The organism is Micromonospora sp. DT201, from assembly GCF_049841575.1.
Lineage (GTDB): Bacteria > Actinomycetota > Actinomycetes > Mycobacteriales > Micromonosporaceae > Micromonospora.
Map to the genome: position 1 here is coordinate 441,296 of NZ_JBNCKP010000002.1, position 20,852 is coordinate 462,147.

The following is a 20,852-nucleotide window of genomic DNA, read 5'->3' on the forward strand; positions in this document are numbered from 1 at the left end:
ATGTCCAGCAACGGCACCAGACGAGGCACGCCGCCGACCGGCGCGCCCAACCCCGTCCCCCGAACCACCCGTAAGCGCGGCCCACGGCTCCTCGCCGGCGCGCTCGCCGGAGTGCTCCTCGCCACCGCCCCGGTCGTCATCCCCGCGGCCAGCGCGGCACCGTCGGTCGACGCGTCCAAGGCCGCTGCCCGCGTGGCCATGCTCGCCGGGCTCTCCGCCACGATGACCGCCAGCAGCTACAACCAGAACTACGTGGCGGGCAACGCCAACGACGGCAACGCGTCGACCTACTGGGAGAGCGCCAACAACGCGTTCCCGCAGTGGATCCAGGCCGACCTGGGCGCCACGGTCAGCGTCGACCGGGTGGTGCTCAAACTGCCGCCCTCGTCGGACTGGCAGACCCGCACCCAGACACTGTCGGTGCTCGGCTCCACCAATGGCTCGTCTTTCAGCACCCTGAAGGCGTCCGCCGGCTACACCTTCAACCCGAGCAGCGGCAACACCGTCACCGTCAGCTTCACCGCCGCCAGCACCCGCTACGTCCGCGTGCAGGTCACCGGCAACACCGGCTGGCCGGCGGCGCAGTTCTCCGAGGTCGAGGTGTACGGCGCCACGGGCAGCACCGACACCCAGGCGCCCAGCGTCCCCGGCAACCTGGCCTACACCCAACCGGCCAGCGGGCAGATCCGGCTCACCTGGTCGGCGTCCAGCGACAACGTCGGGGTGACCGGGTACGACGTGTACGCGGGCGGCGCGCTGCGCGGCAGTGTCAACGGCTCCACGCTCACCTACACCGACAGCCAGGCGGACAGCGCCACGGTGTCGTACTACGTCCGGGCCAAGGACGCGGCCGGCAACCAGTCGGCGAACAGCAACACCGTGACCCGGACCGGCACCGGCAACCCGCCCACCGGGAGCAACCTGGCGATCGGCAAGCCGATCAGCGCCTCCGGGTTCGTACACACGTTCGTGGCCACCAACGCCAACGACAACAACGTGGCCACCTACTGGGAGGGCAACGGCAACCCGAGCACGTTGACCGTGCAGCTCGGCGCGAACGCCAGCCTCAGCCAGGTCGTGCTGAAGCTGAACCCGGACTCGGCCTGGGGTGCGCGTACGCAGAACATCGCAGTGCTCGGCCGGGACCAGGGCTCGTCGACCTTCACCACGCTGGTCGGCGCGGCGAACTACAGCTTCAACCCGGGCAGCGGCAACACGGTGACCATCCCGGTCTCCGGCGCCGCAGCCGACGTGCGGCTCTCGATCGCCTCCAACACCGGCGCCCCGGCCGGGCAGGTGGCCGAGTTCCAGGTCTTCGGCACCCCGGCACCGAACCCGGACCTGACCGTGACCGGCATGTCGTTCAGCCCGTCGGCGCCCGTGGAGACCAGCACCATCACGCTTTCCGCGACCGTGCGTAACGCGGGCTCGGCCGCCTCCGGCGCGACGAACGTCAACTTCTACCTGGGCTCCACCCGGGTCGGCACCGCCTCGGTCGGTGGCCTCGCGGCCGGTGCGTCGACGACGGTCAGCGCCAGCATCGGCACCCGTGACTCGGGCAGCTACCCGCTCAGCGCGAAGGTCGACGAGTCGAACACCGTCGTCGAGTCCGACGACACCAACAACAGCTACACCAACCCCAGCCCGCTTGTGGTCGGTGCGATCGCCAGCTCCGACCTGGTCGCCTCCGCCGTCGACTGGTCACCGAGCAATCCGCCGCCCGGCAGCACTGTCACCTTCTCCGTGTCGATCCGCAACGCCGGTAACCAGGCGTCCGCGTCCGGCTCGCACGGCATCACCCTGACCGTGCTCAACGAGTCCGGCACCGTCGTCCGTACGCTCACCGGCTCGTACTCCGGCGTGATCAACGCTGGCGCGACGGTCGGCCCGATCAGCCTGGGCACCTGGACCGCCGCGAACGGCAAGTACACCGTTCGGGTGGTGCTCGCCGTCGACGGCAACGAGCTGCCGGTCAAGCAGACCAACAACACAAGTGACCGTCCGCTCTTCGTGGGGCGCGGCGCCAACCTCGGCTACGACATGTACGAGGCCGAGGACGGCACGACCGGCGGCGGCGCTGGGCAGGTCGGGCCGAACCGGGACATCGGCAACCTCGGCGGTGAGGCGTCCGGACGTCGGGCGGTGACCTTGAACAGCACCGGCTCGTACGTCGAGTGGACCACCCGGGCGGCGACCAACACCCTGGTCACCCGCTTCTCCATCCCCGACTCGTCGGGCGGCGGAGGCATCGACTCGACGTTGAACATCTACGTCAACGGCACCCTGCACAAGCCGATCAACCTGACCTCCAAGCACATCTGGCTCTACGGTGCGGAGGCCAGCCCGAGTGACTCGCCGAGCGCCGGCCCGCCTCGCCACCTGTACGACGAGGCCAACGTGATGTTGAACTCGACAATCCCGGCCGGCAGCAAGATCCGGCTGCAGAAGGACCCGGCCAACACCACCACGTACGCGATCGACTTCATCAACCTGGAGTTGGTCGCGCCTCGGGCCAACCCGGACCCGTCCCGCTACCGGGTGCCGTCCGGCTTCAGCCACCAGGATGTCCAGAACGCGCTGGACGCGGTTCGGATGGACACCACCGGAAACCTGATCGGCGTCTACCTCCCGGCCGGCACGTACGAGACCGCGCAGAAGTTCCAGGTGTACGGCAAGCCGATCACGGTGGTCGGCGCGGGCATGTGGTACACCCGTTTCCAGACGCCGACCGGCCAACAGAACACCGACGCGGGCTTCCGGGTGGAGTCCTCGGCCAGCGGGTCGTCCTTCTCGCACCTGGCCTTCTTCGGCAACTACACGAACCGCATCGACGGGCCGGGCAAGGTCTGGGGTGAGCTGAAGGACGTCGACAACATGACCCTGGACAGCGTCTGGGTCGAGCACACCGTCTGTGCGTACTGGGGAGTGAGCGTCAGCGGGTTGACCATCCGCAACAGCCGCTTCCGGAACACCTTCGCCGACGGTGTGAACCTCACCAACGGCAGCACCAACAACCTGGTCACCAACACCGAGGGGAGGTCGAACGGCGATGACGCGTTCGCCCTCTTCTCCGCCACCGACCAGGGTGCGTCGACCTCCAACAACGGCAACGTGTTCGAGAACCTCTCGGCCACGCTGACCTGGCGGGCAGCTGGGCTGGCGGTCTACGGCGGTTACAACAACATCTTCCGCAACCTGTACATCGCGGACATGTTGACGTACTCCGGGATCACCATCAGCTCGCTGGACTTCGGCTACCCGTTCATCGGGTTCGGGGCCAGCCCGCCGACCCAGTTCCAGAACATCTCGCTGATCAGGGCGGGCGGGCATTTCTGGGGCTCCCAGACATTCCCTGCGATCTGGGTCTTCTCCGCGTCGAAGGAGTTCCGCGGCATCCGGGTGTCCGACGTGGACATCGTCGATCCCACGTACTCGGGAATCATGTTCCAGACCAAGTACAACGGATCGCAGCCGGAGAACCCGATCACCGACACGGTCTTCACCAATATCTCGATCAGCGGTGCCCGCAAGAGCGGTGACGCGTTCGACGCGAAGTCCGGCTTCGCGGTCTGGGCCAACGAGATGCCGGAACCAGGTCAGGGCCCGGCGGTCGGCTCGGTCACCTTCAACAACCTGCGACTGACAAACAACGAGGTGGACATCCGCAACACCACGTCGACCTTCGCCATCAACCGCAACTGATCTAGCCAGCACCGGACGCCGCCGGGAGGTTCACCCCTCCCGGCGGCGTCGTGCCATGTCGGCCCTCGCCCGCCGCGAACCGGGCCGCGCCAGCGAGCGCGTCCGTGGCCAGGGAGTTCATCCCGTACGCCAACTCGGTCGCCAGCGCCTCCGGCTCGGGCAGTCCGCCGCCGGCCAGCACCGCCGCCCGGTCGTTTCGCAGGCAGGTCTGCGGGTGCCGGGCGATCGCCGCCGCCAACTCCTCGGCCGCGGCCCGCGCCTGGCCGGGCGGCACCAACCGATTGACCAACCCCATCGAGTACGCCTCATCCGCCGGCACCCGGGCCGTGGGCCCGTCGACGGCGTTGCGAGCTGCCGGCCGGTCCAGCACAACCGTGGTCACCAGCCCAGCACGCTCCACCCGCACACCCATCAACCCAGCATGCCCTCCCTGCGGCAGGTTTGTCACCGCCGACCGGTTTGCGACGGCTTTCGACGGGAAGTCGGTCCTCGTGCGAGCACTTTTGACGAAAGTTGAGCAGGCATCCCGGCTGGACCGGGCAGGTGACCGGTTGCAGCGGGTGGTCCTGAGTACGCTGCGTCCGCGGCGGTTGCGAGACCTGCTGCACGGGGTGACCCTCGGGCATCCCCTGCACCCGGCGATGGTGCAGGTGCCGGTCGGCGCGTGGATCAGCGCCGCCGTGCTGGACCTCATGCCCGGGCAACGCCGACCCGCCACCATGCTTGTCGGTCTGGGCACCGCGAGCGCGCTGCCGGCGGCGGTCGCCGGGCTGAACGACTGGGCGGCACTCGCCCGGGACCAGCGCCGGGTCGGCCTGGTGCACGCCGCCGCGAACACCGTCGGCATCGGGCTCTACGCCGGCTCGTTGGCCGCTCGCCTGTCCGGCCGGCACAGCGTCGGCCGTGCCCTCGGCTTCCTCGGGCTCTCCACCGTGAGCCTCGGGGCCTACATCGGGGGTCACCTCGCGTACAAGCAGGGGGCGCAGGTCAACCAGAGCGTCTCCGAGCTGCATCGGATGACCGACGGCTGGCACTCGCTCGCCGACATGGCGACGCTGCCGCAACGCACGCTGATCACCCGAGAGGTGGACGACGACATCTCGGTGATCCTCTACCGGCACGGCGAGGAAGTCACAGTCATGTTGGAGCGTTGTCCGCATCAGAGCGGGCCGCTCGGCGAGGGCGAGGTGCAGGAGATCGACGGGCATGCCTGTGTGGTCTGCCCGTGGCACGGCAGTGCGTTCCGGCTCAACGGCGGCGAGGTCATGCAGGGGCCGTCCGGCAACGACCAACAGATCCTGCCCACCCGGATCCAGAACGGCGTGCTCCAGACCCGCCTGCCCTGACGTCCGCGCTCTGACGTCCGCGCTCAAGCGGCCCCCGCGCCGGGTGCCTTCGGCGTCGCGACCTGCGCCTGACGCCGATTGCCTGGCGTTCGGAGGCGATGTTGCTGATGAGCGATATGACTCTGAGGCATATTTATACCTCAGAGTCATATCGCTCTCCGGACACCTCGCCTCGGATCGCTTCCGCCGCGTCCGGTGCCGCTGCGGTCAGTCGAGTCCGGCCGTAGACGGCGGAGAGCAGATCGAGCCGGGCGGCACGGATCAGCTGCGTCGGTGTCGGCCGACCGGAGGCCCGTCCGGTACGGAATCCAGACCGTGTCCGCCGTCGAGCAGCCCGCCTTCGGCACTGTCGCCAGCCCAACTGTCGTCAACACCCCAGCCCGAGGCCCCGGCGGGCGTCATCCCGCCACCGCCGGGCGGCGTCATCCCGCCACCGTGCGCCGTGCCGTTGTTGGGCGTTGCTGGTGCTTCGATGGCGGCGGCCGCCCGGCTGGCGGCCCACGCAGCACCGCTCCCAGCCGCACCGCCCCGAGGCGTGCGGGAGGGCGTGGCCAACCGGGGACCCGCCCCGGCGGTGGCGGGGCGGCGGCGCAGCCCCAGTACCGCGCCGATCTGGGCGCCGACAATGCTCGCCACTGCCAGTACGGCGGAGACCGCCAGCGGTCGGTTGACCCGGTCCTCAGTGCCGGCTCGGGCTGCGCCGACAGTCATCGCCGGTGGTTGGCCTGCTGACTCCGTACCGCTGGGGGGTGTCGGGTCCACCCGCTCCGGTGCGGCGCGTTCGGGCGCCGGCCGGGGCGGCGGCGGCTTCGGTGCGGCGGGCCTGCCGACCAGCCGGCCTGTGGCGTGTTGCCGGGCCCCCTGGTCGGCAGCCTCCGTGGGCAGTCGGAGCAGTTGCCCGGGGCGGATCCGGTCCGGGTCGTCGAGCTGGTTCAGCTTGGCGAGCTGACGGTAGTCGCCGAACTCGTCGAGATAGCGCTCGGCCACCTCGCCGAGATAGTCACCCCGCGCGACCCGGTACACCGGCGCGGCCTCGTCGTTCACCGCTGAGCCACCGGGTGCGGCCAACCCTGTCTCGGCCAACCCTGTCCCGGCCAAGCCGACTGGCCCGCTGCGGGCGAGCGGGGCCGCCGTGTCGGGTGCCGTGCTCACGCGGGTCGGCGCGGCCAGGGTGGCGACGACCGGTGCGTTCGGATTCGCGTACGCCGGAGCGCCGTAGACCGCCGCGGCGCTGGCGGCGGCCGGGCTGGCGACGAGGATCAGCGCGACCGAGCCGACCAGCGCGGCGGCGGCCTTCTGTTGGCGGCTCATCCCGGGCAGCTTCGGCGCCGGCCGGCGCAGGCCCTGTGCCCCCAACTCGACGAGGACTGAGAAGGCGAACGTGGCCCAGCCGAACCAGCCGGCCACAGCCAGTGCCCGCAGGAAGAGTTGGCCGTCGTCCCGGCTGGTCAGCGTGGTGCCCACCTCGCTGATCGTGGGCAGGTGATCAGGCAGCGGATTGCCAGCGAAGGCCAGCAGCGCGATCGGCGCGCCGACCAGCAGCGCGCACAGCACGGCCAGCGCGCCGAAGCCGGTGAGGATCCGTCCGATCCGCCGTACGACGGACCCACCCGATACGGGCATGGCTGCCTTCCCTCCTACGGTGCTGCTGGTGCTACGGCGATGATGGCTCGCGCGGTCGCCTCGCCGGTGACGGTGACCGTGTTGTCCCTGAAGAACAGCCCGAGCATCGAGCGGTTGTAGGTGATCGTGACGGTGACCCGGATCAGGGTTTCCCCGGCGACCTCGGGGAAACTCACGCTGTGGCCGGTAGTGCCAGCGGCGACGTCCAGGTATTTGTCGACCGCGACGCGGGCCTGAGGCTGGTCGATCCGCGTTGGTCCGCCCTCGATCGCGGTGGCCCGGTTGATGGCCTGACCACCGGCGCGGGCAGCCTCGGCGGCCAGATTTTCGGCGCGTTGCAGGGTGCGTAGCTGCCCGGCGCCGTCGAAGGTGAGGCCAACGATGGCCAGTACGCCGATCATCGCCACCGCCAGGAAGATGCTCACCCGGCCGTGATCGCCGGTGGCGGGGTGCCGGGCAGTCGGAGTGGTGGCGGTCATTGCCGGCCCCGGTAGCGGTCCAGCGGTGAGGTGAATTTTGCGCTGATCTGCCTCTCGCTCGGCATCCCGGGCAGGATGTCGAGCGTGATGTCCCTGAACGACACCAGGCAGGTGATCTCCACCGTCACGGTGGCGTCCTCGCCGACCTTGCTCTTGAACGCGTTGTCGAAGCTGGTGTCAGTCTCGCCGACCACCGAGCCGCTGAACACCGGGGCCAGGTCGTTGGTGCAGGCCAACCCACGCCAGTCCAACTGATTCTGGGCGGCCTCCAACGCCTCTCTCCGGGCAGCGCCCGACTCCCGGGAGATCGAGGCCGCGCGGGCAGCGTCGTGCGCTGCGGCATCGATCGCCTCCGCCGCCACCGCAGAGCGCCCGACCACGCCGGCCAGCACCATCAGCGCGATGAACGCGGGCGCGAGCACCGCCACCTCGATGGAGACCGAGCCCCGCTCGGTGGTACGGGTCATGGCTGGGTCAACCTTTCCACCGTCCCGTGGGCGGTCTGCTGCACCGCGAAGTCCACACCCGGCACCACCGACACGGATCGCCCACTCACCGTGCAGGTCACGTCAGTTTCGGTGGTCACGCAGGTCGGGCCGGTCTTGTCCCAGCCCACCAGCCAGCCGCCGGAGGCCTTCAGGAAGCGGGTGGCGCTGTCCACCCCGGCACCGCCTCCCGCCTGGTACGGCCGCTGGGCATTGACGCCGCTCTGCGCGGCGTTCAACGCGGTCGAGCGGGCGAGGAAGACGGCCGCGACCTGGATGGAGGCGAAGAGCAGCACCAGGATCAGCGGCATCATCACGGCCAGCTCGACCGGGTTGGCGCCTCGCTCCCGATCGCTGGCCGCGAGGCGACGCCGGGCGGCGCTGACCGCCCGGTGCCACGTCGGGTAAGCGGCTCGGCCCATGCCGGCTACTACGGGCCCGGGTTCGTGTGGTTCGGGATGCCGGTCATCCAGTTGTTGGCCTTGGTCAGGGCCGCTGCGGTGACGGCGGCCGCAACGAAAACCAGACCGGCGATGATCACTGCGGTGGGCACCGGGCTGTCGCCGCGTTCACCGTCGCGGCGCAGTTCGGCCAAGCGCGTCGTCAGCACGACGTGCAGGTAGCTGAGGATGGACATGGCGTACTCCTTCAGTGGACGGGGTCAGATGCGGGCCATGAACGGGTAGAGGACGAAGCCGAGCAGCACGAAAACGAGCAGTGCGCCCGGAATGTCGAGCTTGCTGGTGACCCCCTCGGCACGGGCGAGGTTGTCGGTGCGGATCTGGTCGCGTAGCGAGTCGGCCCGGCTGCGCAGGGTCTCGTGCACCTGCGCCCCCTCGCTGCCGGAGGAGCGCATGATCGCGCCGACGTCGCCCAACTCCGGAATGCCGATCTTGTCGGCGAGGTCGCGCAGCTCGTCCCACGGTGCGTGCATCTGCATCTGGGCGATCCGCAGCGACTCCTGGATTCGGTCGAACACCCAGCCGTCACAGACCGCCGCGGCACGTTCCAGCGACTGCACCGGCCCGTGCGCGGCGGAGAGTTGCAACGCCACCAGGTCCAGGTACGTGCAGACGGCCTGGCGGAACTCGTCCCGGGCTGCCTCGGCCTTGGTCAGGACGGCCCGATGCGCCAGCAGGCCGCCCATCAGCGCCAGACCGAGGCTGCCGAGCACCGGTACGACCAGCGGGATCGAGATGCCGAGCACTACCAGCGCCACCCCGAGCAGGGTCGGCGTGGCCAGCCCGATCAGCGCGGAGAGCAGCACCGACAGCGCGTACTGCTCGGGGGTCTGACCGATCAGGGCGAGCTGCCGGTGCGGCGGGCGTAGCCAGCGGGACATCCCGCTCAGCCAGTCCAGCCGTCGGGATGCGGGGGAGGCGACCCGGCCGGTGCCCGGCGGCTGATGCAGTCGGCGCAGCGCCGGCCCGAGCGCCGGGCTTGCCGGCACCAACTCCCGGACCACCAGAAACACGCCGAACCCGATCCCGGCACCACCGCAGACCGCGATGGCCAATGGCCAGTTCACGATCACGGGAGCCGCCTTTCGTTCGCGACTGCGGGGCTCCGCTGCGCTGCACTCCTCGCGCTCACGGGAGCCGCCTTTCGTTCGCGACTGCGGGGCTCCGCTGCGCTGCACTCCTCGCGCTCACGCGATCACCTCGGATGGGTCGGGCGCCGGCAGGAACCGGGCCGGCCGCTGCGGCTGGCTCATCGACCGCACCCAGGCCAGCAGGCCGATGAAGGCGGCACCGAGGGCGGCCATCACCACCTGACCGGTCGACGTGTCGTACGGCTTGATGTACTCGGTGTTGAGCAGCCCGTACGCCAGGGTGGCGAGGGTCATCCCGGTGAGGAAGCGGACCGCGAACCGGGGCTGGGTGCGCTTGGCCTCGATCTCCCGGCGGGTGGCCACCTCAGCCGCAGCTGCCCCGGCGATCGAGCCGAGCACGTCGCCGAGCCGCTCACCCCGGTCGGAGAGGTGCAGGATCAGCGCCGCGACCACCTGGTCGCAGACCGGGTCACCGATCTCGTCGGCGAACGCCAGCAGCGCGGAGCGGGCCATCCAGCCGGCCTGCAGACGGGCGGCGAGCAGCCGTACCTCGTCCTCGACGCCGGGTGGCACGCTGCCGATCGTGCCGATGATCGACTGTTGGAGGCCCTGCCCGGTGCCGGAGACGTCCTTGAGCCGGCGGGTCCACTCGCCGACCGCCTCGATCCGGGCGATGGCCCGCTGCTCGGCCTTGCCCACACCGAACAGCCACGGGGTGCCGGGCACCGCCACCGCCACCAGCAGGCCCACCACCGGCAGCCCGGTCAGCAGGAAAGCCAACGCGCCGGCGACCAGAGCGGCGACCAGCAGCGCCTGGTAGGCCCGCTGCTCCGCCGGCGTGGTGCCAGGTCCGCGCCACAGTCGACCAAGGCCCGGCCCGCCGCCTGGGCGCGGCCCGGGGGGCCGTCGGGTGCCGATCAGCGCGACCACGGCCAACAGCAGCCCGGCCACACAGGCGGCCCCGGAGACCACCGCGATCAACTCCAGGCTGCCCATCATCAGGTCACCGCCGGGCCAGTCGGGTCTGTCGGGGTCGCCGCCAGGCGCCTGCGCCGGCCTCGATCCACCGGGTCAGCAGCCGCGCGTCGTAACCCACCCGCATCAACTGGTCGCGGACCCGCTCGGGCAGGTGTCGGGGGACCGCACGACCGTCGGGGCCGGGCCCGAAGACCGTGGTGGTGGTGATGCGACCGGCTTCGCCGGCCCCGATCACCTCCTCCACATGCGACACGAACCGGTGTTTACGCCCACCGATGGCTGTCTCGTCCTCGACGGTGACGTAGACGATCAGGTCGAGGGCGTTGCCGGCCATGCGGCGGGCCTGGTCGACGGTCATCTCGCGGCCGTGCGCCAGCGCCAGCTCGACGATCCGTTCACCCACTCCGGCAGCCGTGCGGGCGTGGATGGTGCACATCGAGCCCCGGCTGGTGGTCATCGCCTGGAGCATCGGCACGATCTCCCGGGACCGCACCTCACCCACGATGATCCGCAACACGCCCATCCGTAGCGACAGCGGGATCAGGTCGGCGATGGTCACCTCGCCGGCTGGACGGCCGTCGAAGCCGCGTTCGCCGTGCCCCTCCCGTGCCTCGAAGCTCATCACCGCCCGGTGCCGCTCGCGGCGGCGGGCCGGCAGCAGCTCCCGGCTCTCCTCCAGCAGCACGTACGGCTCGTCGGGCGGGATCTCGTTCATCAGCGCCCGGATGATCGTGGTCTTTCCGGCACCGGCCAGCCCGGCGACCATGATGTTCAGCCCGGCGCGCATCGCCGCGCGCAGGAAGTCGCGCAGCAGTGGGTCGATCATCTCGTCCAGGTCACCCCGGGCGCCCGCGACGTCGTCGAGGCTCACGTCCAGGGTGTTGTGTTTACGGATCACCGCGTACGGGCGGTGGCTGACCAGGAACACCGCGGCCAGCCGGCTGCCGTCGGGCAGTTGCAGGTCGAGGGTGGGCTTCACTGTCGACAGGGACCGCTCGGTCGCGCCCGCCCGGCGGGCCGCCGCCTGGAGGATCTCCACCAGCTCGGCGTCGCTGTCGGCGATCGGCTCGGCCCAGTCCACCCCACCGCCGTGGCGGGTGATGCGTACCTGGTCGCAGCCGAGGATGTGCACCTCTTCGATGGTGTCGTCGACCAGCAGCGTCTGGAGCCGGCCGAGCCCGACCAGCTCGGCGGTCACCTGGTCGAGCAGCAGGCGTTCCTCACCGGCGGCCATCGGCGTGCCGGCCCGGCGTACCGAATCCGCGTACTGGGCGACCACCATGACGGCCAGCCGGGCCCGCTCGGTGTCCTCCTCGTCGACTGAGAACTCCCGGCCGCGCTGCCACAGGGTGAGCCGTTCGGTGAGTTCCCGACGCAGCTCCCGGACCACCTGGAAGTCCATCCGGGGGCGGGGCGTCGACTCCGTTGGCGGTGTGGCCGCGGACGTCGGCTGTGGCATCGGCACGGACTCGTGGTACCGGCCGTTCGGCGCGGCCAGTGGCGGCGCGGTGGAGGTGACACCGGGGGGCTGTTGGCGCGGGTCGGCGGAGACCGGCTCAAACCGCATCTGGCACCCCCTGCTGCACGGGCCACGCCAGCCGGGCCTGCCGCCGCTCCAGCAGTGCCCCGATCGGCACCTCCAGCGCGGCGGCCGCGCGCATCAGCGGCCTTCCGGTCCGCACGGTGCCGCCCAGAGCGAGCACCCCGGCGGTACGCGGGTCGTCCGGCAGCCGTGCGATCACCGGCAGTTTCAGGGCGCGGCTGATCTCGGCTCGCCCGTGCCCGCCGCCGATCAACAGCAGCCGCAGGGTGCCCGGTGGCACCCGGTGCTCGGCGAAGTCCCGTTCGATCGAGGTGACCACCGCACGGGTGCCGGAGAGGTCCGGCAGTTGTGCCCGGGTCACCAGCAGCACCACCGAGGCGGCCCGCAGCACGGGCCACGGTGGCCCGGTCACGTGCAGCCGGCCGCAGTCGACCAGCACGTCGTAGCCGGGGGTGCCGCGGTCCAGGGCGTTGAAGTAGTCGGCGAACCGTTGCCACAGCGGGGTGACACTGCCGCCCTGGGTGGGGTCGACGAGCCCGGGCAGCAGCAGTCGTTCCCGTCGGGGTGCGTCCAGGTCGACGAGCTGTGACCAGAACGCGGTCTCCAGGTTGCCGTCGCGCAGCTCCCCGACGGCCAGCTCGCCGATGCCGCGTGGGCCGTCCAACTGGCCGCCGAGGTAGCCGGCGAGGATCGAGCCGCCGGCCGGGTCGCATTCGGCGAGCACCAGCCGCCGGTGCCAGGCCAGCGTGCAGGCCAGCGCGGAGGTCGTGACGCCGGGCGAACCCTTCGCGGACACCAGGGCGATGATCGCCATGCTCAGGCCGCCTCGGTGAGCACGACGGCGAGGCGCTCCTGCGCGGCGAGCGCCACGACGGCGGGCACGTCCCGGGTGCTGAGCGCCAGGTACAGCACCTTGTCGTCGCTGGCCGGGCTGACCATGTCGATCACGGTGGCGGGGAATCTGGTGCCGGCGGTGTCAGCTTGCCCGGTGTTGCTGCGGTCCGGGGTGCTCACCAGCAGGACCTTGTCCCCCGGGTGCAGTTGGCGAGCGGGCACCTGGGCGGTCTTCAAGCCGAGCGCGATCTGCTGCTGGCCCGGGCCGAGCAGCGGGTCGTCGGTGATCTGCCCCAGGGTGAGCAGTGTGCCGGGGACGAGCGCCACCGCGGCCCGTTTGCCGACCACCTCGTCGAGCCGGCCGGCGGGCACCGGGCGCAGTCCCTGGCCGCCGGCGACCTGCACGGTGACCAGGTCGCTGGCGCTGATCTCCCGGCCCACCTCCACATCTCGGGCCACCGCGAGGTAACTGCCGGTGGCCCGGACCGAGGTGACCGCGAACGCCGCGCCCAGCCCACCGAGGGCGATCAGGAGCACGGCGAGGCCGAGCAACCCGGGGCGGACCCGACGCTGCCGGACCACCTTGGGCGGGCTGACGGGTGCGTCGACCGACCCGGTCCCGTTGTGTGTCGCGAGGCTCATCGGGTCACCACCTGGAGTTCGTTGATCTGGATCTGCACGATGCCGCTCTTCCGGGTCACCCCGGGGATTTCTCCGGTCCGGCCACCTCCGCGCCAGGTCACCGTCCAGTACGTGGTGGCGGTGACGTCGTAGGTGCCGGCCTTCTGGTAGCCGTCGTCGTAGCCGCAGTCCGGGGAGGTCCCGCCGGCGTGTTCGCCCGTCGCTTCGTACTTGGTGCCGGCGTCGTCGCAGGGGACCTGCTCTCCGTTGCCCATGTCCCAGACGATCCGCTTGACCTCCGCCGTGATTACGACGGTCACGTCCCGGTCGGTCTCGTCGGCGAATATCGGGCCGAAGTAGTCGCGTTTCTGCTCGGACCACATCCACACCGGCAGGCCGACCAGGCCGGGGCCGTTTCTCTTCCGTGGTGCGACCGCCAGGGGCGCCGGTAGCAGCGTGATCGACGCGAAAGCACGACGGGCCAACTCCTCCGGGTCGGGCGGCGCGCCGAAGCCGGGCGGCGGCTCGTCCAGCAGCACCGGGTCTTCATTGCCGATGTCTGCGCCGCCGTTGCAGGTCTTTACGTACCACTGCTTGCCCTCGGGTGCCTCGCCCTGCGGCTCGGCCAGCTTGTAGTAGCAGCCGTCGTTGCTGTTGAACCAGCCCTTGTACTCGTCGTAGCAGGGGATGGTCCGCCCGTTCCACTGGCAGCCGCCGCCGCCGCCCCCACCGCCGCCGGAGTCCCCGCCACCGTTGTCTCCGCCGCCGCCGGGTTCCCCCGGTTTGCCGGGTTCGTCGTCCCAGACGCTGCAGTCGGGCTGGTCGGGCGGGCAGCCGGCCCCCGGGCCGGCGCGCAGGGCGGCGGCAGCCGGCAGGGTCGCGCTGACCACCAGCAGGAGCGCGAGGCCGATCCCGACGAGTGCCCGCCGAGACGCCGTGACCCGGGGGGTCTGGGTCGGAGTGCCGCTTGTTCCCCAGGTCAGCACGGCTGGTCCCGATGCGCCGTGCCGGAGTTGATCAGCCAGCGGCCGTCGGGATATCGGGTCGCGGTGGCGGTGGAGAGGTGCCTGCCGCCCCTGCTGCCCGGGACCACGCGCTTGTCCTTGGCGTAGACCAGCTGGTAGCCGGTCGTGTCCAGACAGTCCTGGATCTCGACGGTGGCCGGCTTCGCGTCCAGGCTGACGACGGTCACGGTCGGGTCGGACTTCAACGTCCCGGTACGCATAGCGCCGTGCTCCTTAGCCTCCCGAATGGACAATCGAACCCGCGTGAGAAGTGGATCAGCGAGGAATCGGGACAGTTCCGGCGCGCGCGGATCACTGCGCCCACTCGCCGTCCGCGAGGCGGCGAGATAGCCCGAGTACGCGTCAAGTGCTGCTTTTTCGGCAGCTCGCCGTTCGACGTCGGGATCTGCCCGTTGTCCGTCGTCCTGGCTTGTCGTTGGCCGTTCGACGGCCTCCTGCCCGCTGGCGCAGGCGGTGACCGGCACTGCCGCCACGACCGCCAGCAGGCAGATTGCCGCTCGTCTGAGCTGCCGTCCGCGCACTGTCGAGCCTCCTCCTGGTCGCCCGACGCGGTGACGGATCACCGCCGCGGGCCTGCGGAAGCGCGCTCGGATCAGCACATCCGGAGCCGTTCATTGCGCTTCTGCATTCACCGTTACGGATCTTCTGCAAATGCAAGGTCCTGTGTCGTCCGGTTGTGAAGGTGAGGCTTGCGTCACACCCAAGGGGCGAGCATAGGCTGACGCTCGACAATGCGACAGAGGCAATTCAAGTGAACACTCTCCGTGATGACAGGTGGTGGTGGCGGGTGTCCGCGCCGCGTCTCGCGCAATGGCTCAGCGAGGAGTCGTCAATGATCGGGCGTCGCACGGCCGAATGGGCTCGCCTGGGCCTCGTCACCGGTCCCGGGAGTGGGACATCGCGGCCTCATCCCGGCATCCGGGCGGAGGTGTCGATCGATCGACGAACTGCCTCGTCCGACGGGGTGCCCGACCCGGGGCCGGCCGAGGCCACCCTCTTGCCGTCGGGTGGGCAGGTCGCTTTCTGCGCCATCCGCCACACCGCGGCGATCGCCCAGTCACACTCCGTGTTCACCATCGGGGCAGGCTGCCGAGGCGTGATGGAGGCGACGTGGCGCTGACCGGCCCCCCTGCGGCCGTCCCAGGTCGGGAAAACCCACCCGATCGGGGCCCGGCACCCCCGCCGTCCGGTGGCCCGACGGAGCCCGCCCACCAGCCGGTGGCGCCTGGACGTCGTAAACGTTCGGCGGCGCTCGTCTCGGCTGTGGCTCGCGCCCGGGTCTCGACCGTGTTTGCGATCCTCGCGGTCAGCCCGCTGATGCGGATGGCTGCGCTGCGCTACGCCGTACCCTCGGGGATGCCAAGCCGGACCGGCTGCGACGCCTGCGGCGCGCCGATCGGCCTGACCCGGCCCTGGCCGGCGCTGGGGCCGGCGGCCCGGTGCGGGCGCTGCCGGGCACGGGTCGGGCCACCGCCGGGCACTGTCGAGTTGGCCGGGCTCACCGCAGTGGTGCTGCTGGCACTTGTCGGCCCGTCGGGTGGGGCGCTGCCGGCGCTGGCCTGGTGGCTCGGCTGGACGATCCCGGCGGTCTTCGTCGACCTGGCCGTGCACCGGTTGCCGGATCGGCTCACCCTGCCAGCGGCGGCCGGGACCTGGCTCCTGCTCGGCGTGGCCGCGCTCGATGCCGACCCGGGGCACTGGCTGCGGGCCGCGATCGGCGGCGCGGGGCTGGCGCTGTTCTTCGCCAGCAGCACGTTGCTGCTGGGTCGCCGTGGCTTCGGGCTGGGCGACGCCAAGTTGGCGCTCAGCGTGGGCGCGCTGCTCGGCTGGTACGGCTGGCCGGTGCTGGTCTCCGGCCTGTTTGTTGCTTTCGGGCTGTCCGCCCTGGTGAGTGTGGGCCTGCTGGCCGCGCGTCGGGCCCGCTGGAGCACGCACCTGCCGTTCGGCCCGTTTCTGCTGCTCGGCACGGTGAGCGCGCTCCTGCTGGCCGGTTGAGGCCGACGCCCGCAGCCGGGGTCAGGGGCGGGAGCGGCTTGCCAGTTTGGGGGCCGCGCGGTCGGCGCGGTTGGTTCGACGGCGTAGCGCCTCGGCGGTCGGGCGGGCCAGCAGCGGGGTTGCCACCACGGCGACCAGCGCACCAAACAGCACGCCCACGATCACGTCGTGCGGGTAGTGCACCCCCACGAACACCCGGGAGAAGGCGGCCAGCGCGGCCAATGGCAGCGCGACCAGGCCGAGTCGGCGGGAGAGCAGCAGCGTCGTCACCGCCAGCGCGCCGGCCAGGGTGGCGTGGTTGCTGGGGAACGACCAGTCACCCGGGGGTGGGCAGGCACCCGCGATGATCGCCCGACCGACCGTCCGGCATGGGCGTTCCTCGTCCACCACGGTCTTGAGCCATTCGCTGCCCGCGTACGCCAGGAGGGCTGGCACCGGCGCGATCAGGGCGAGTGCCCGGTCGTGCGGACCGCCGGACCGGCGGCTCAGCGCGGCCATCAGCAGCAGCGCACCGAGCAGCAGGAGCACCCCCTCGGTGGCGTGCCCGACGAACCACTGCACCGGCTCGGGGCTGCTGGCGGCGGCGTCGACGACGTCGTTGTACCACTCAACACTGATCTCCGGAACGTCCATGCTGCCGTTGTTGGCCATGCATCACCTCACACCATGTTCATACCTCGTTCACCTCGGCGACACCCTGGGAACACGGCAGAGGGCAGCACGGATGTCGAAGGTCGGGCGGGCTCCACGACCTTCGTCTGCTCAGTAGGCACACGATCGCTCAGTCCGCCGAGGTCGGCGCGGGACCGCCAGCCATCCGTTCGCGGACGGCCTCCAGCGCCTCGAAGGCGTACGCCCAGTTGTGGCACTTGAAGCTGCGCAGGCCGTCGATCGCGGTGTGGCAGTCGGCGCAGCGCACCCCGGCGATGGCATCCGGGATCTCGGTGTTGACGTACTTGCGCTCGCCGAGGATGACCGTGGCGATCATGGCCTTGTCATGCAGGCCGGAGAGCGCCGACGAGACGATGTCGAACCAGGTGACCCGCCGACTGCACTTCGGGCAGTCGGGTTCGTCGCCGCTGACCCAGAGTGGGGCACCGATGCTGCGGGCCGGCATGCCGAGCAGCTTCTCCAGCCGTCGGACGTCCGACTCCGGGGTGGTCCAGCGGTGTCGGCCGGGCAGTGCTGCGGGCGATTCGTACACGGCGCGGAACAGGTCGTGGTCGACCTGCACGGTTTCCCGCTGAGTGGTCATCGGCGTCCCTCCTCGTTGAGTCGCTGCCCCCACCGTGGTCAGCGACGACCATGGGCGCAGCCGGATCAACGACACGGGGGGTCAGCGGGTCGTCGCCACGGGTGCTAGACATCGAGATCAACCCCCCGCCGTCGAAGGGCTCCGTCATGACCGAACAGCCGGCACCCGACGCCACCACCAAACCCAACGTCGCCCGGATGTACGACTACTTCCTCGGCGGCAACCACAACTTCGCCGCTGACCGGGCCGCCGCCGACCGGGTGCTGGAAATCTTCCCGGAGACCGGAGTCGCCGCCCAGACCAACCGGCATTTCCTGCGCCGAGCCGTCCGGTACGCCGCTGAGCAGGGCGTCCGCCAGTTCCTGGACATTGGTGCCGGGCTGCCCACCCAGGACGCTGTGCACGAGGTGGTGCAGGCTGTGGTGCCCGACGCGCGGGTGGTCTACGTCGACTACGACGAGGTGGCCGTCGCGTACGCCCGGCAGTTGCTGACCGGCGTACCCGGCACCGCGGTCGTCCAGGGTGACCTGCGACGACCGGACGAGTTACTGGCTCACCCGGACGTACGGGCCACCCTCGACCTGGACCGCCCGGTGGCGGTGCTGCTCCTCGCGGTGCTGCACTTCGTGCCGGACGACGACGACCCGTGGGCGGCGATCGCCAAGCTGCGTGACGCCACCGTGCCCGGCAGTCACCTGGTGCTGTCCCACCTGACCTTGGACGGCATTCCGCCGGAGCTGGCCGAGCGCGGCCAGGCCGTCTACCGCAACAGCAGCGCCCCACTGGTGCCCCGCACGCACGCCGAGGCCTCGCGCTTCTTCAGCGGTTACGACCTGGTGGAGCCCGGCCTGGTCGCGACCACCCTGTGGCGGCCGGACGGCGAGCCGGAGGCTGTGGATTCGCACGGGTACGCGGGGGTCGGCGTCCGCCGCTGACCCGCTTTCGCCTCCGGCGGCCCTCCTCGGGTGGTACGACGGACGCGAGGCGTGCGTGCCACCGGGAGGAGCGCCGATGGCGAGCAGGCCTGAACGGCTGCTGCGGGGAAGCGTCACACCGCTCAGCGCCTCGTTCCTGGAGCTCTTCTTCGATCTGGCGTTCGTGCTCGCCCTCAGTCAGTTGGCCCAGCATCTGCTCCACGACCTCACCCTGGTCGGCGCGCTGCGTACCGCGCTGCTGCTAGCGGCTGTCTGGTGGATCTGGGTGCCCACCACCTGGTTCGCCGACTGGTTCGATCCGGAAACCCCGACCATCCGAGCGGTGCTGATCGCCGCCACGCTGGGCAGTCTGCTGGCCGGGGTGGCGGTCCCGCAGGCGCTGGACGGGCGGGGCCAGCTCTTCGCTTGCGCGTACGTCGCGGTACACATCGTCCGGGGTGCGGTCACCGCTTTCACGCTGCGCGGTCACCCGCGGCAGACCCGGGCGCTGCGAATCCTCTGCTGGTTCAGCGTCTCCGCCGTGCCGTGGCTGGCCGGCGGGTTCCTGCCGGAGTGGCGGGTGCCGCTCTGGCTGCTCGGCCTCGCCATCGACTTCACCGGCCCGCGACTCGGCTGGCCCACTCCACGGCTGGGCCGGACGAGGCGGCAGGAGTTGCACCTCGCCGGCGAGCACGTCGCCGAGCGGTACCAGCAAATCATGATCATCGCCCTCGGCGAACTGGTCCTGGTCGCCGGCCTGACGTACGGCGGAACCCGCCTCGACCTCGCGGAGACCGCCGCCTTCCTGCTGGTCTTCGCCACCTCGGTGCTGATCGGTCTGCTCTACGTGACGCCCGCCGGCCTGCGGCTGGGCACGGCCATCGAGCACGCCGACCCATCCCGGCTCGGCGTCATCACCGGATACCTGCACCTGGTGATGGTCGCCGGGCTGGTGGTCACCGCCGTCGGCGCGGAGTTGAGCATCGCCCACCCCACCAGGGTCGGTGACACGACCGCTGTCGTGGTCATCCTGGGTGGTCCGATGCTGTTCCTCCTCGGGCGGATCCTCCTCTCGGTGGCGATCCACCAACGGCTGTCCTGGCCACGGGTGGTCGCCCTGTTGCTGCTGGCCGGCGCCGCGGCCGTCCTGCGACTGCCGCTGCTGGCGGTCAGTGCGGTCGCCACCGCAGTGGTGTTCGTGGTGGTCGTCCTGGACCACGCCGGCATCATGTCCTACCGCCACCCTCGACCTACCTGACCAAACCCAGCACTGAGCAGCCCGGTCCACGACCAGGCACTCGTCCCGCCGGCCGGCGTGTTCCTGATCGGGCGGCGGCTGCTCGGTGAGCTGGAAAGGTACGCAGCCGAGCGTGACGTGACCGCCGTGCGGCTGGACACCAACCGCAACCTCACCGAGGCGATCGCCACGTACCGCGCGGCCGGTTATCGGGAGATCGAGGCGTACAACACCGAGCACTACGCCCACCACTGGTTCGAGAAACAGCTGCGACGCTGACCCTTTCCGGTGGCGCTATTCGACGGAGTTGAGGTGGTGCGCGGTGTCGGCGAACGATCGGATGAGTTCCGTCTCGGTGCCGGTTCGCCAGATCAGGCCCCACTGAGCAGGCGGGGCGTCGCGGATCGGCACGTAGGCGATGTCTGGCCGCGCGTAGTAGCGGGCGGCCTGGGCGTGCACGGGCGAGACAGCTTCGCCCGTCGCGAGGATCGGGATCATCTCCTGAAAATTGGAGACGGACGGGCCGATGCGGATCAGACGTCCGCTGGGCGTGCGTAGGGGCACCAAGACTTCTCGCCAGTAGTCGGGCCGGGCCCCACCCATCACCGTCTCGTCCGCCAGATCCTCGTAGGAGACCGAATCGCGACTTGCCAGCGGGTGGGTTGCCCCAACGGCCAGCACGATGGATTCGGTGTAGATGACCGGGCCGACGGTGAGGTCCGGTTCCCGGACGGGGAGCCAGACGATCTGCATGTCGATCTCCCCGGCGCGCAGCTGCCCGAAGGGGTCGCCAAAGTCGACGTGTCGTAGCTGCACCTCGCACGTGGGGTGATCGTGCGCGAACGTGTCGAACAACGGGCGGAAGTCGTGAAGATTGACGGCGATGGACCCGATCCTCAACACGCCGGTCTTGCCGCGGGCCGCGAGCCTGGCCCGATCCATGCCCTCGTGCAGGCCTCGGTACATGGGCTCGATGTCGTCGAAGAGCTGTTGACCGATCGGCGTCAGCGTCACGTTCCGGTTGTTGCGCTCGAACAGGGCGGCACCGATCCGGCGTTCCTGCTTCTTGATCGCCTGGCTGACCCGGGCCTGGGTCACGTGCAGCCGCTCAGCGGTGCGGGTGAAATGCAGCTCCTCCGCCAGGACGAGAAAGATTTCAATGTCCCGAAGTTCCACCACTGGGTCCGATCCGTGCATTAGCGAGGGGTTATGGCACGTTACCAGGCGTGACCTTGTAGCCGGGCACGTTCCCACGCACGCTGG

22 protein-coding genes and 1 pseudogene are annotated in these 20,852 nt (G+C 70.6%); 6 read left to right on the plus strand and 17 right to left on the minus strand.

The genetic code is table 11. The annotated features are described in order from the left end of the window. Complete coding sequence (locus ACLQ28_RS05855) at positions 1-3,702, plus strand: discoidin domain-containing protein (RefSeq protein WP_425685147.1); 3,702 nt, start codon at positions 1-3, stop codon at positions 3,700-3,702. A 1-nt stretch (position 3,703) separates the two neighbouring features. Here the strand turns inward: ACLQ28_RS05855 and ACLQ28_RS05860 are convergent. Then, a pseudogene (locus ACLQ28_RS05860) lies at positions 3,704-4,021 on the minus strand (crotonase/enoyl-CoA hydratase family protein); the annotation flags it as partial. Positions 4,022-4,193: 172 nt separating this feature from the next. Between ACLQ28_RS05860 and ACLQ28_RS05865 the strand changes: the two are divergent. Continuing rightward, positions 4,194-5,048, plus strand: a complete 855-nt coding sequence (locus ACLQ28_RS05865) for a Rieske 2Fe-2S domain-containing protein (protein WP_425685148.1) — start codon at positions 4,194-4,196, stop codon at positions 5,046-5,048. A gap of 261 nt (positions 5,049-5,309) precedes the next feature. Here the strand turns inward: ACLQ28_RS05865 and ACLQ28_RS05870 are convergent, their stop codons facing one another. The 13 genes from ACLQ28_RS05870 to ACLQ28_RS05930 all read right to left on the minus strand — a co-directional run bounded on the left by ACLQ28_RS05870 (position 5,310) and on the right by ACLQ28_RS05930 (position 15,265). Continuing rightward, on the minus strand, positions 5,310-6,671 hold the full coding sequence (locus ACLQ28_RS05870; protein WP_425685149.1) for a LysM peptidoglycan-binding domain-containing protein: 1,362 nt from the start codon (positions 6,669-6,671) through the stop codon (positions 5,310-5,312). Between the two features lie 14 nt (positions 6,672-6,685). Beyond that, entirely contained in the window at positions 6,686-7,150 is a 465-nt protein-coding gene (locus tag ACLQ28_RS05875) for a pilus assembly protein TadG-related protein (RefSeq protein WP_425685150.1), read from the minus strand. Then, on the minus strand, positions 7,147-7,617 hold the full coding sequence (locus ACLQ28_RS05880; RefSeq protein WP_425685151.1) for a TadE/TadG family type IV pilus assembly protein: 471 nt from the start codon (positions 7,615-7,617) through the stop codon (positions 7,147-7,149). Before ACLQ28_RS05880 ends, ACLQ28_RS05875 begins: the two co-directional genes overlap by 4 nt. Further along, positions 7,614-8,057 carry a TadE family protein gene (locus ACLQ28_RS05885; protein WP_425685152.1) on the minus strand — a complete coding sequence of 148 codons (444 nt, stop codon included), beginning with the start codon at positions 8,055-8,057 and terminating at the stop codon, positions 7,614-7,616. Before ACLQ28_RS05885 ends, ACLQ28_RS05880 begins: the two co-directional genes overlap by 4 nt. An 8-nt stretch (positions 8,058-8,065) precedes the next feature. Beyond that, complete coding sequence (locus ACLQ28_RS05890) at positions 8,066-8,272, minus strand: hypothetical protein (RefSeq protein WP_425685153.1); 207 nt, start codon at positions 8,270-8,272, stop codon at positions 8,066-8,068. A 24-nt stretch (positions 8,273-8,296) separates the two neighbouring features. Then, positions 8,297-9,166 carry a type II secretion system F family protein gene (locus tag ACLQ28_RS05895; protein WP_425685348.1) on the minus strand — a complete coding sequence of 290 codons (870 nt, stop codon included), beginning with the start codon at positions 9,164-9,166 and terminating at the stop codon, positions 8,297-8,299. Positions 9,167-9,283: 117 nt separating this feature from the next. Next, positions 9,284-10,183 carry a type II secretion system F family protein gene (locus tag ACLQ28_RS05900; RefSeq protein ID WP_425685349.1) on the minus strand — a complete coding sequence of 300 codons (900 nt, stop codon included), beginning with the start codon at positions 10,181-10,183 and terminating at the stop codon, positions 9,284-9,286. Between the two features lie 7 nt (positions 10,184-10,190). After that, positions 10,191-11,732: a CpaF family protein gene (locus ACLQ28_RS05905; protein WP_425685154.1), complete on the minus strand. Its 1,542-nt coding sequence runs from the start codon at positions 11,730-11,732 to the stop codon at positions 10,191-10,193. Further along, entirely contained in the window at positions 11,722-12,522 is an 801-nt protein-coding gene (locus ACLQ28_RS05910) for a ParA family protein (RefSeq protein WP_425685155.1), read from the minus strand. The genes ACLQ28_RS05905 and ACLQ28_RS05910 overlap by 11 nt, the downstream gene beginning before the upstream one ends. A 2-nt stretch (positions 12,523-12,524) precedes the next feature. Next, positions 12,525-13,184, minus strand: a complete 660-nt coding sequence (locus tag ACLQ28_RS05915; protein ID WP_425685156.1) for an SAF domain-containing protein — start codon at positions 13,182-13,184, stop codon at positions 12,525-12,527. Next, positions 13,181-14,149: a hypothetical protein gene (locus tag ACLQ28_RS05920; protein WP_425685157.1), complete on the minus strand. Its 969-nt coding sequence runs from the start codon at positions 14,147-14,149 to the stop codon at positions 13,181-13,183. The genes ACLQ28_RS05915 and ACLQ28_RS05920 overlap by 4 nt, the downstream gene beginning before the upstream one ends. Then, a complete protein-coding gene (locus ACLQ28_RS05925) occupies positions 14,143-14,709 on the minus strand; it encodes a hypothetical protein (RefSeq protein WP_425685158.1) in 567 nt (188 codons plus the stop codon). The genes ACLQ28_RS05920 and ACLQ28_RS05925 overlap by 7 nt, the downstream gene beginning before the upstream one ends. 385 nt (positions 14,710-15,094) lie before the next feature. Further along, on the minus strand, positions 15,095-15,265 hold the full coding sequence (locus ACLQ28_RS05930) for a hypothetical protein (protein ID WP_425685159.1): 171 nt from the start codon (positions 15,263-15,265) through the stop codon (positions 15,095-15,097). Between the two features lie 210 nt (positions 15,266-15,475). Between ACLQ28_RS05930 and ACLQ28_RS05935 the strand changes: the two genes are divergently transcribed. Then, positions 15,476-16,183, plus strand: coding sequence for a prepilin peptidase (locus tag ACLQ28_RS05935; RefSeq protein WP_425685160.1), 708 nt, complete (start codon positions 15,476-15,478; stop codon positions 16,181-16,183). Positions 16,184-16,204: 21 nt separating this feature from the next. On the opposite strand, the gene ACLQ28_RS05940 is transcribed toward ACLQ28_RS05935, so the two are convergent. Together ACLQ28_RS05940 and ACLQ28_RS05945 are read right to left on the minus strand one after the other, a co-directional pair. Beyond that, positions 16,205-16,834 (minus strand): phosphatase PAP2 family protein, encoded by a 630-nt coding sequence (locus ACLQ28_RS05940; RefSeq protein ID WP_425685161.1) that lies wholly within the window; start codon positions 16,832-16,834, stop codon positions 16,205-16,207. 130 nt (positions 16,835-16,964) lie between these two features. Continuing rightward, positions 16,965-17,438, minus strand: coding sequence for a hypothetical protein (locus tag ACLQ28_RS05945; protein WP_425685162.1), 474 nt, complete (start codon positions 17,436-17,438; stop codon positions 16,965-16,967). A 146-nt stretch (positions 17,439-17,584) separates the two neighbouring features. Between ACLQ28_RS05945 and ACLQ28_RS05950 the strand changes: the two genes are divergently transcribed. The 3 genes from ACLQ28_RS05950 to ACLQ28_RS05960 all read left to right on the plus strand — a co-directional run bounded on the left by ACLQ28_RS05950 (position 17,585) and on the right by ACLQ28_RS05960 (position 19,868). Continuing rightward, positions 17,585-18,373 carry an SAM-dependent methyltransferase gene (locus ACLQ28_RS05950; RefSeq protein ID WP_425685163.1) on the plus strand — a complete coding sequence of 263 codons (789 nt, stop codon included), beginning with the start codon at positions 17,585-17,587 and terminating at the stop codon, positions 18,371-18,373. 76 nt (positions 18,374-18,449) lie between these two features. After that, on the plus strand, positions 18,450-19,610 hold the full coding sequence (locus ACLQ28_RS05955; RefSeq protein WP_425685164.1) for a low temperature requirement protein A: 1,161 nt from the start codon (positions 18,450-18,452) through the stop codon (positions 19,608-19,610). 57 nt (positions 19,611-19,667) lie between these two features. Beyond that, positions 19,668-19,868 (plus strand): GNAT family N-acetyltransferase, encoded by a 201-nt coding sequence (locus tag ACLQ28_RS05960; RefSeq protein WP_425685165.1) that lies wholly within the window; start codon positions 19,668-19,670, stop codon positions 19,866-19,868. A gap of 15 nt (positions 19,869-19,883) precedes the next feature. On the opposite strand, the gene ACLQ28_RS05965 is transcribed toward ACLQ28_RS05960, so the two are convergent. Next, a complete protein-coding gene (locus tag ACLQ28_RS05965) occupies positions 19,884-20,843 on the minus strand; it encodes a LysR family transcriptional regulator (RefSeq protein WP_425685166.1) in 960 nt (319 codons plus the stop codon). Positions 20,844-20,852 lie beyond the last annotated feature (9 nt).

Bases quoted from the DNA above. Each gene is read 5' to 3' on its own strand.
- ACLQ28_RS05855 (WP_425685147.1), top strand. From the start codon at position 1: ATGTCCAGCAACGGCACCAGACGAGGCACGCCGCCGACCGGCGCGCCC.
- ACLQ28_RS05870 (WP_425685149.1), bottom strand. From the start codon at position 6,671: ATGCCCGTATCGGGTGGGTCCGTCGTACGGCGGATCGGACGGATCCTC.
- ACLQ28_RS05875 (WP_425685150.1), bottom strand. From the start codon at position 7,150: ATGACCGCCACCACTCCGACTGCCCGGCACCCCGCCACCGGCGATCAC.
- ACLQ28_RS05880 (WP_425685151.1), bottom strand. From the start codon at position 7,617: ATGACCCGTACCACCGAGCGGGGCTCGGTCTCCATCGAGGTGGCGGTG.
- ACLQ28_RS05885 (WP_425685152.1), bottom strand. From the start codon at position 8,057: ATGGGCCGAGCCGCTTACCCGACGTGGCACCGGGCGGTCAGCGCCGCC.
- ACLQ28_RS05890 (WP_425685153.1), bottom strand. From the start codon at position 8,272: ATGTCCATCCTCAGCTACCTGCACGTCGTGCTGACGACGCGCTTGGCC.
- ACLQ28_RS05900 (WP_425685349.1), bottom strand. From the start codon at position 10,183: ATGGGCAGCCTGGAGTTGATCGCGGTGGTCTCCGGGGCCGCCTGTGTG.
- ACLQ28_RS05905 (WP_425685154.1), bottom strand. From the start codon at position 11,732: ATGCGGTTTGAGCCGGTCTCCGCCGACCCGCGCCAACAGCCCCCCGGT.
- ACLQ28_RS05910 (WP_425685155.1), bottom strand. From the start codon at position 12,522: ATGGCGATCATCGCCCTGGTGTCCGCGAAGGGTTCGCCCGGCGTCACG.
- ACLQ28_RS05915 (WP_425685156.1), bottom strand. From the start codon at position 13,184: ATGAGCCTCGCGACACACAACGGGACCGGGTCGGTCGACGCACCCGTC.
- ACLQ28_RS05930 (WP_425685159.1), bottom strand. From the start codon at position 15,265: ATGGTGAACACGGAGTGTGACTGGGCGATCGCCGCGGTGTGGCGGATG.
- ACLQ28_RS05940 (WP_425685161.1), bottom strand. From the start codon at position 16,834: ATGGCCAACAACGGCAGCATGGACGTTCCGGAGATCAGTGTTGAGTGG.
- ACLQ28_RS05945 (WP_425685162.1), bottom strand. From the start codon at position 17,438: ATGACCACTCAGCGGGAAACCGTGCAGGTCGACCACGACCTGTTCCGC.
- ACLQ28_RS05950 (WP_425685163.1), top strand. From the start codon at position 17,585: ATGACCGAACAGCCGGCACCCGACGCCACCACCAAACCCAACGTCGCC.
- ACLQ28_RS05955 (WP_425685164.1), top strand. From the start codon at position 18,450: ATGGCGAGCAGGCCTGAACGGCTGCTGCGGGGAAGCGTCACACCGCTC.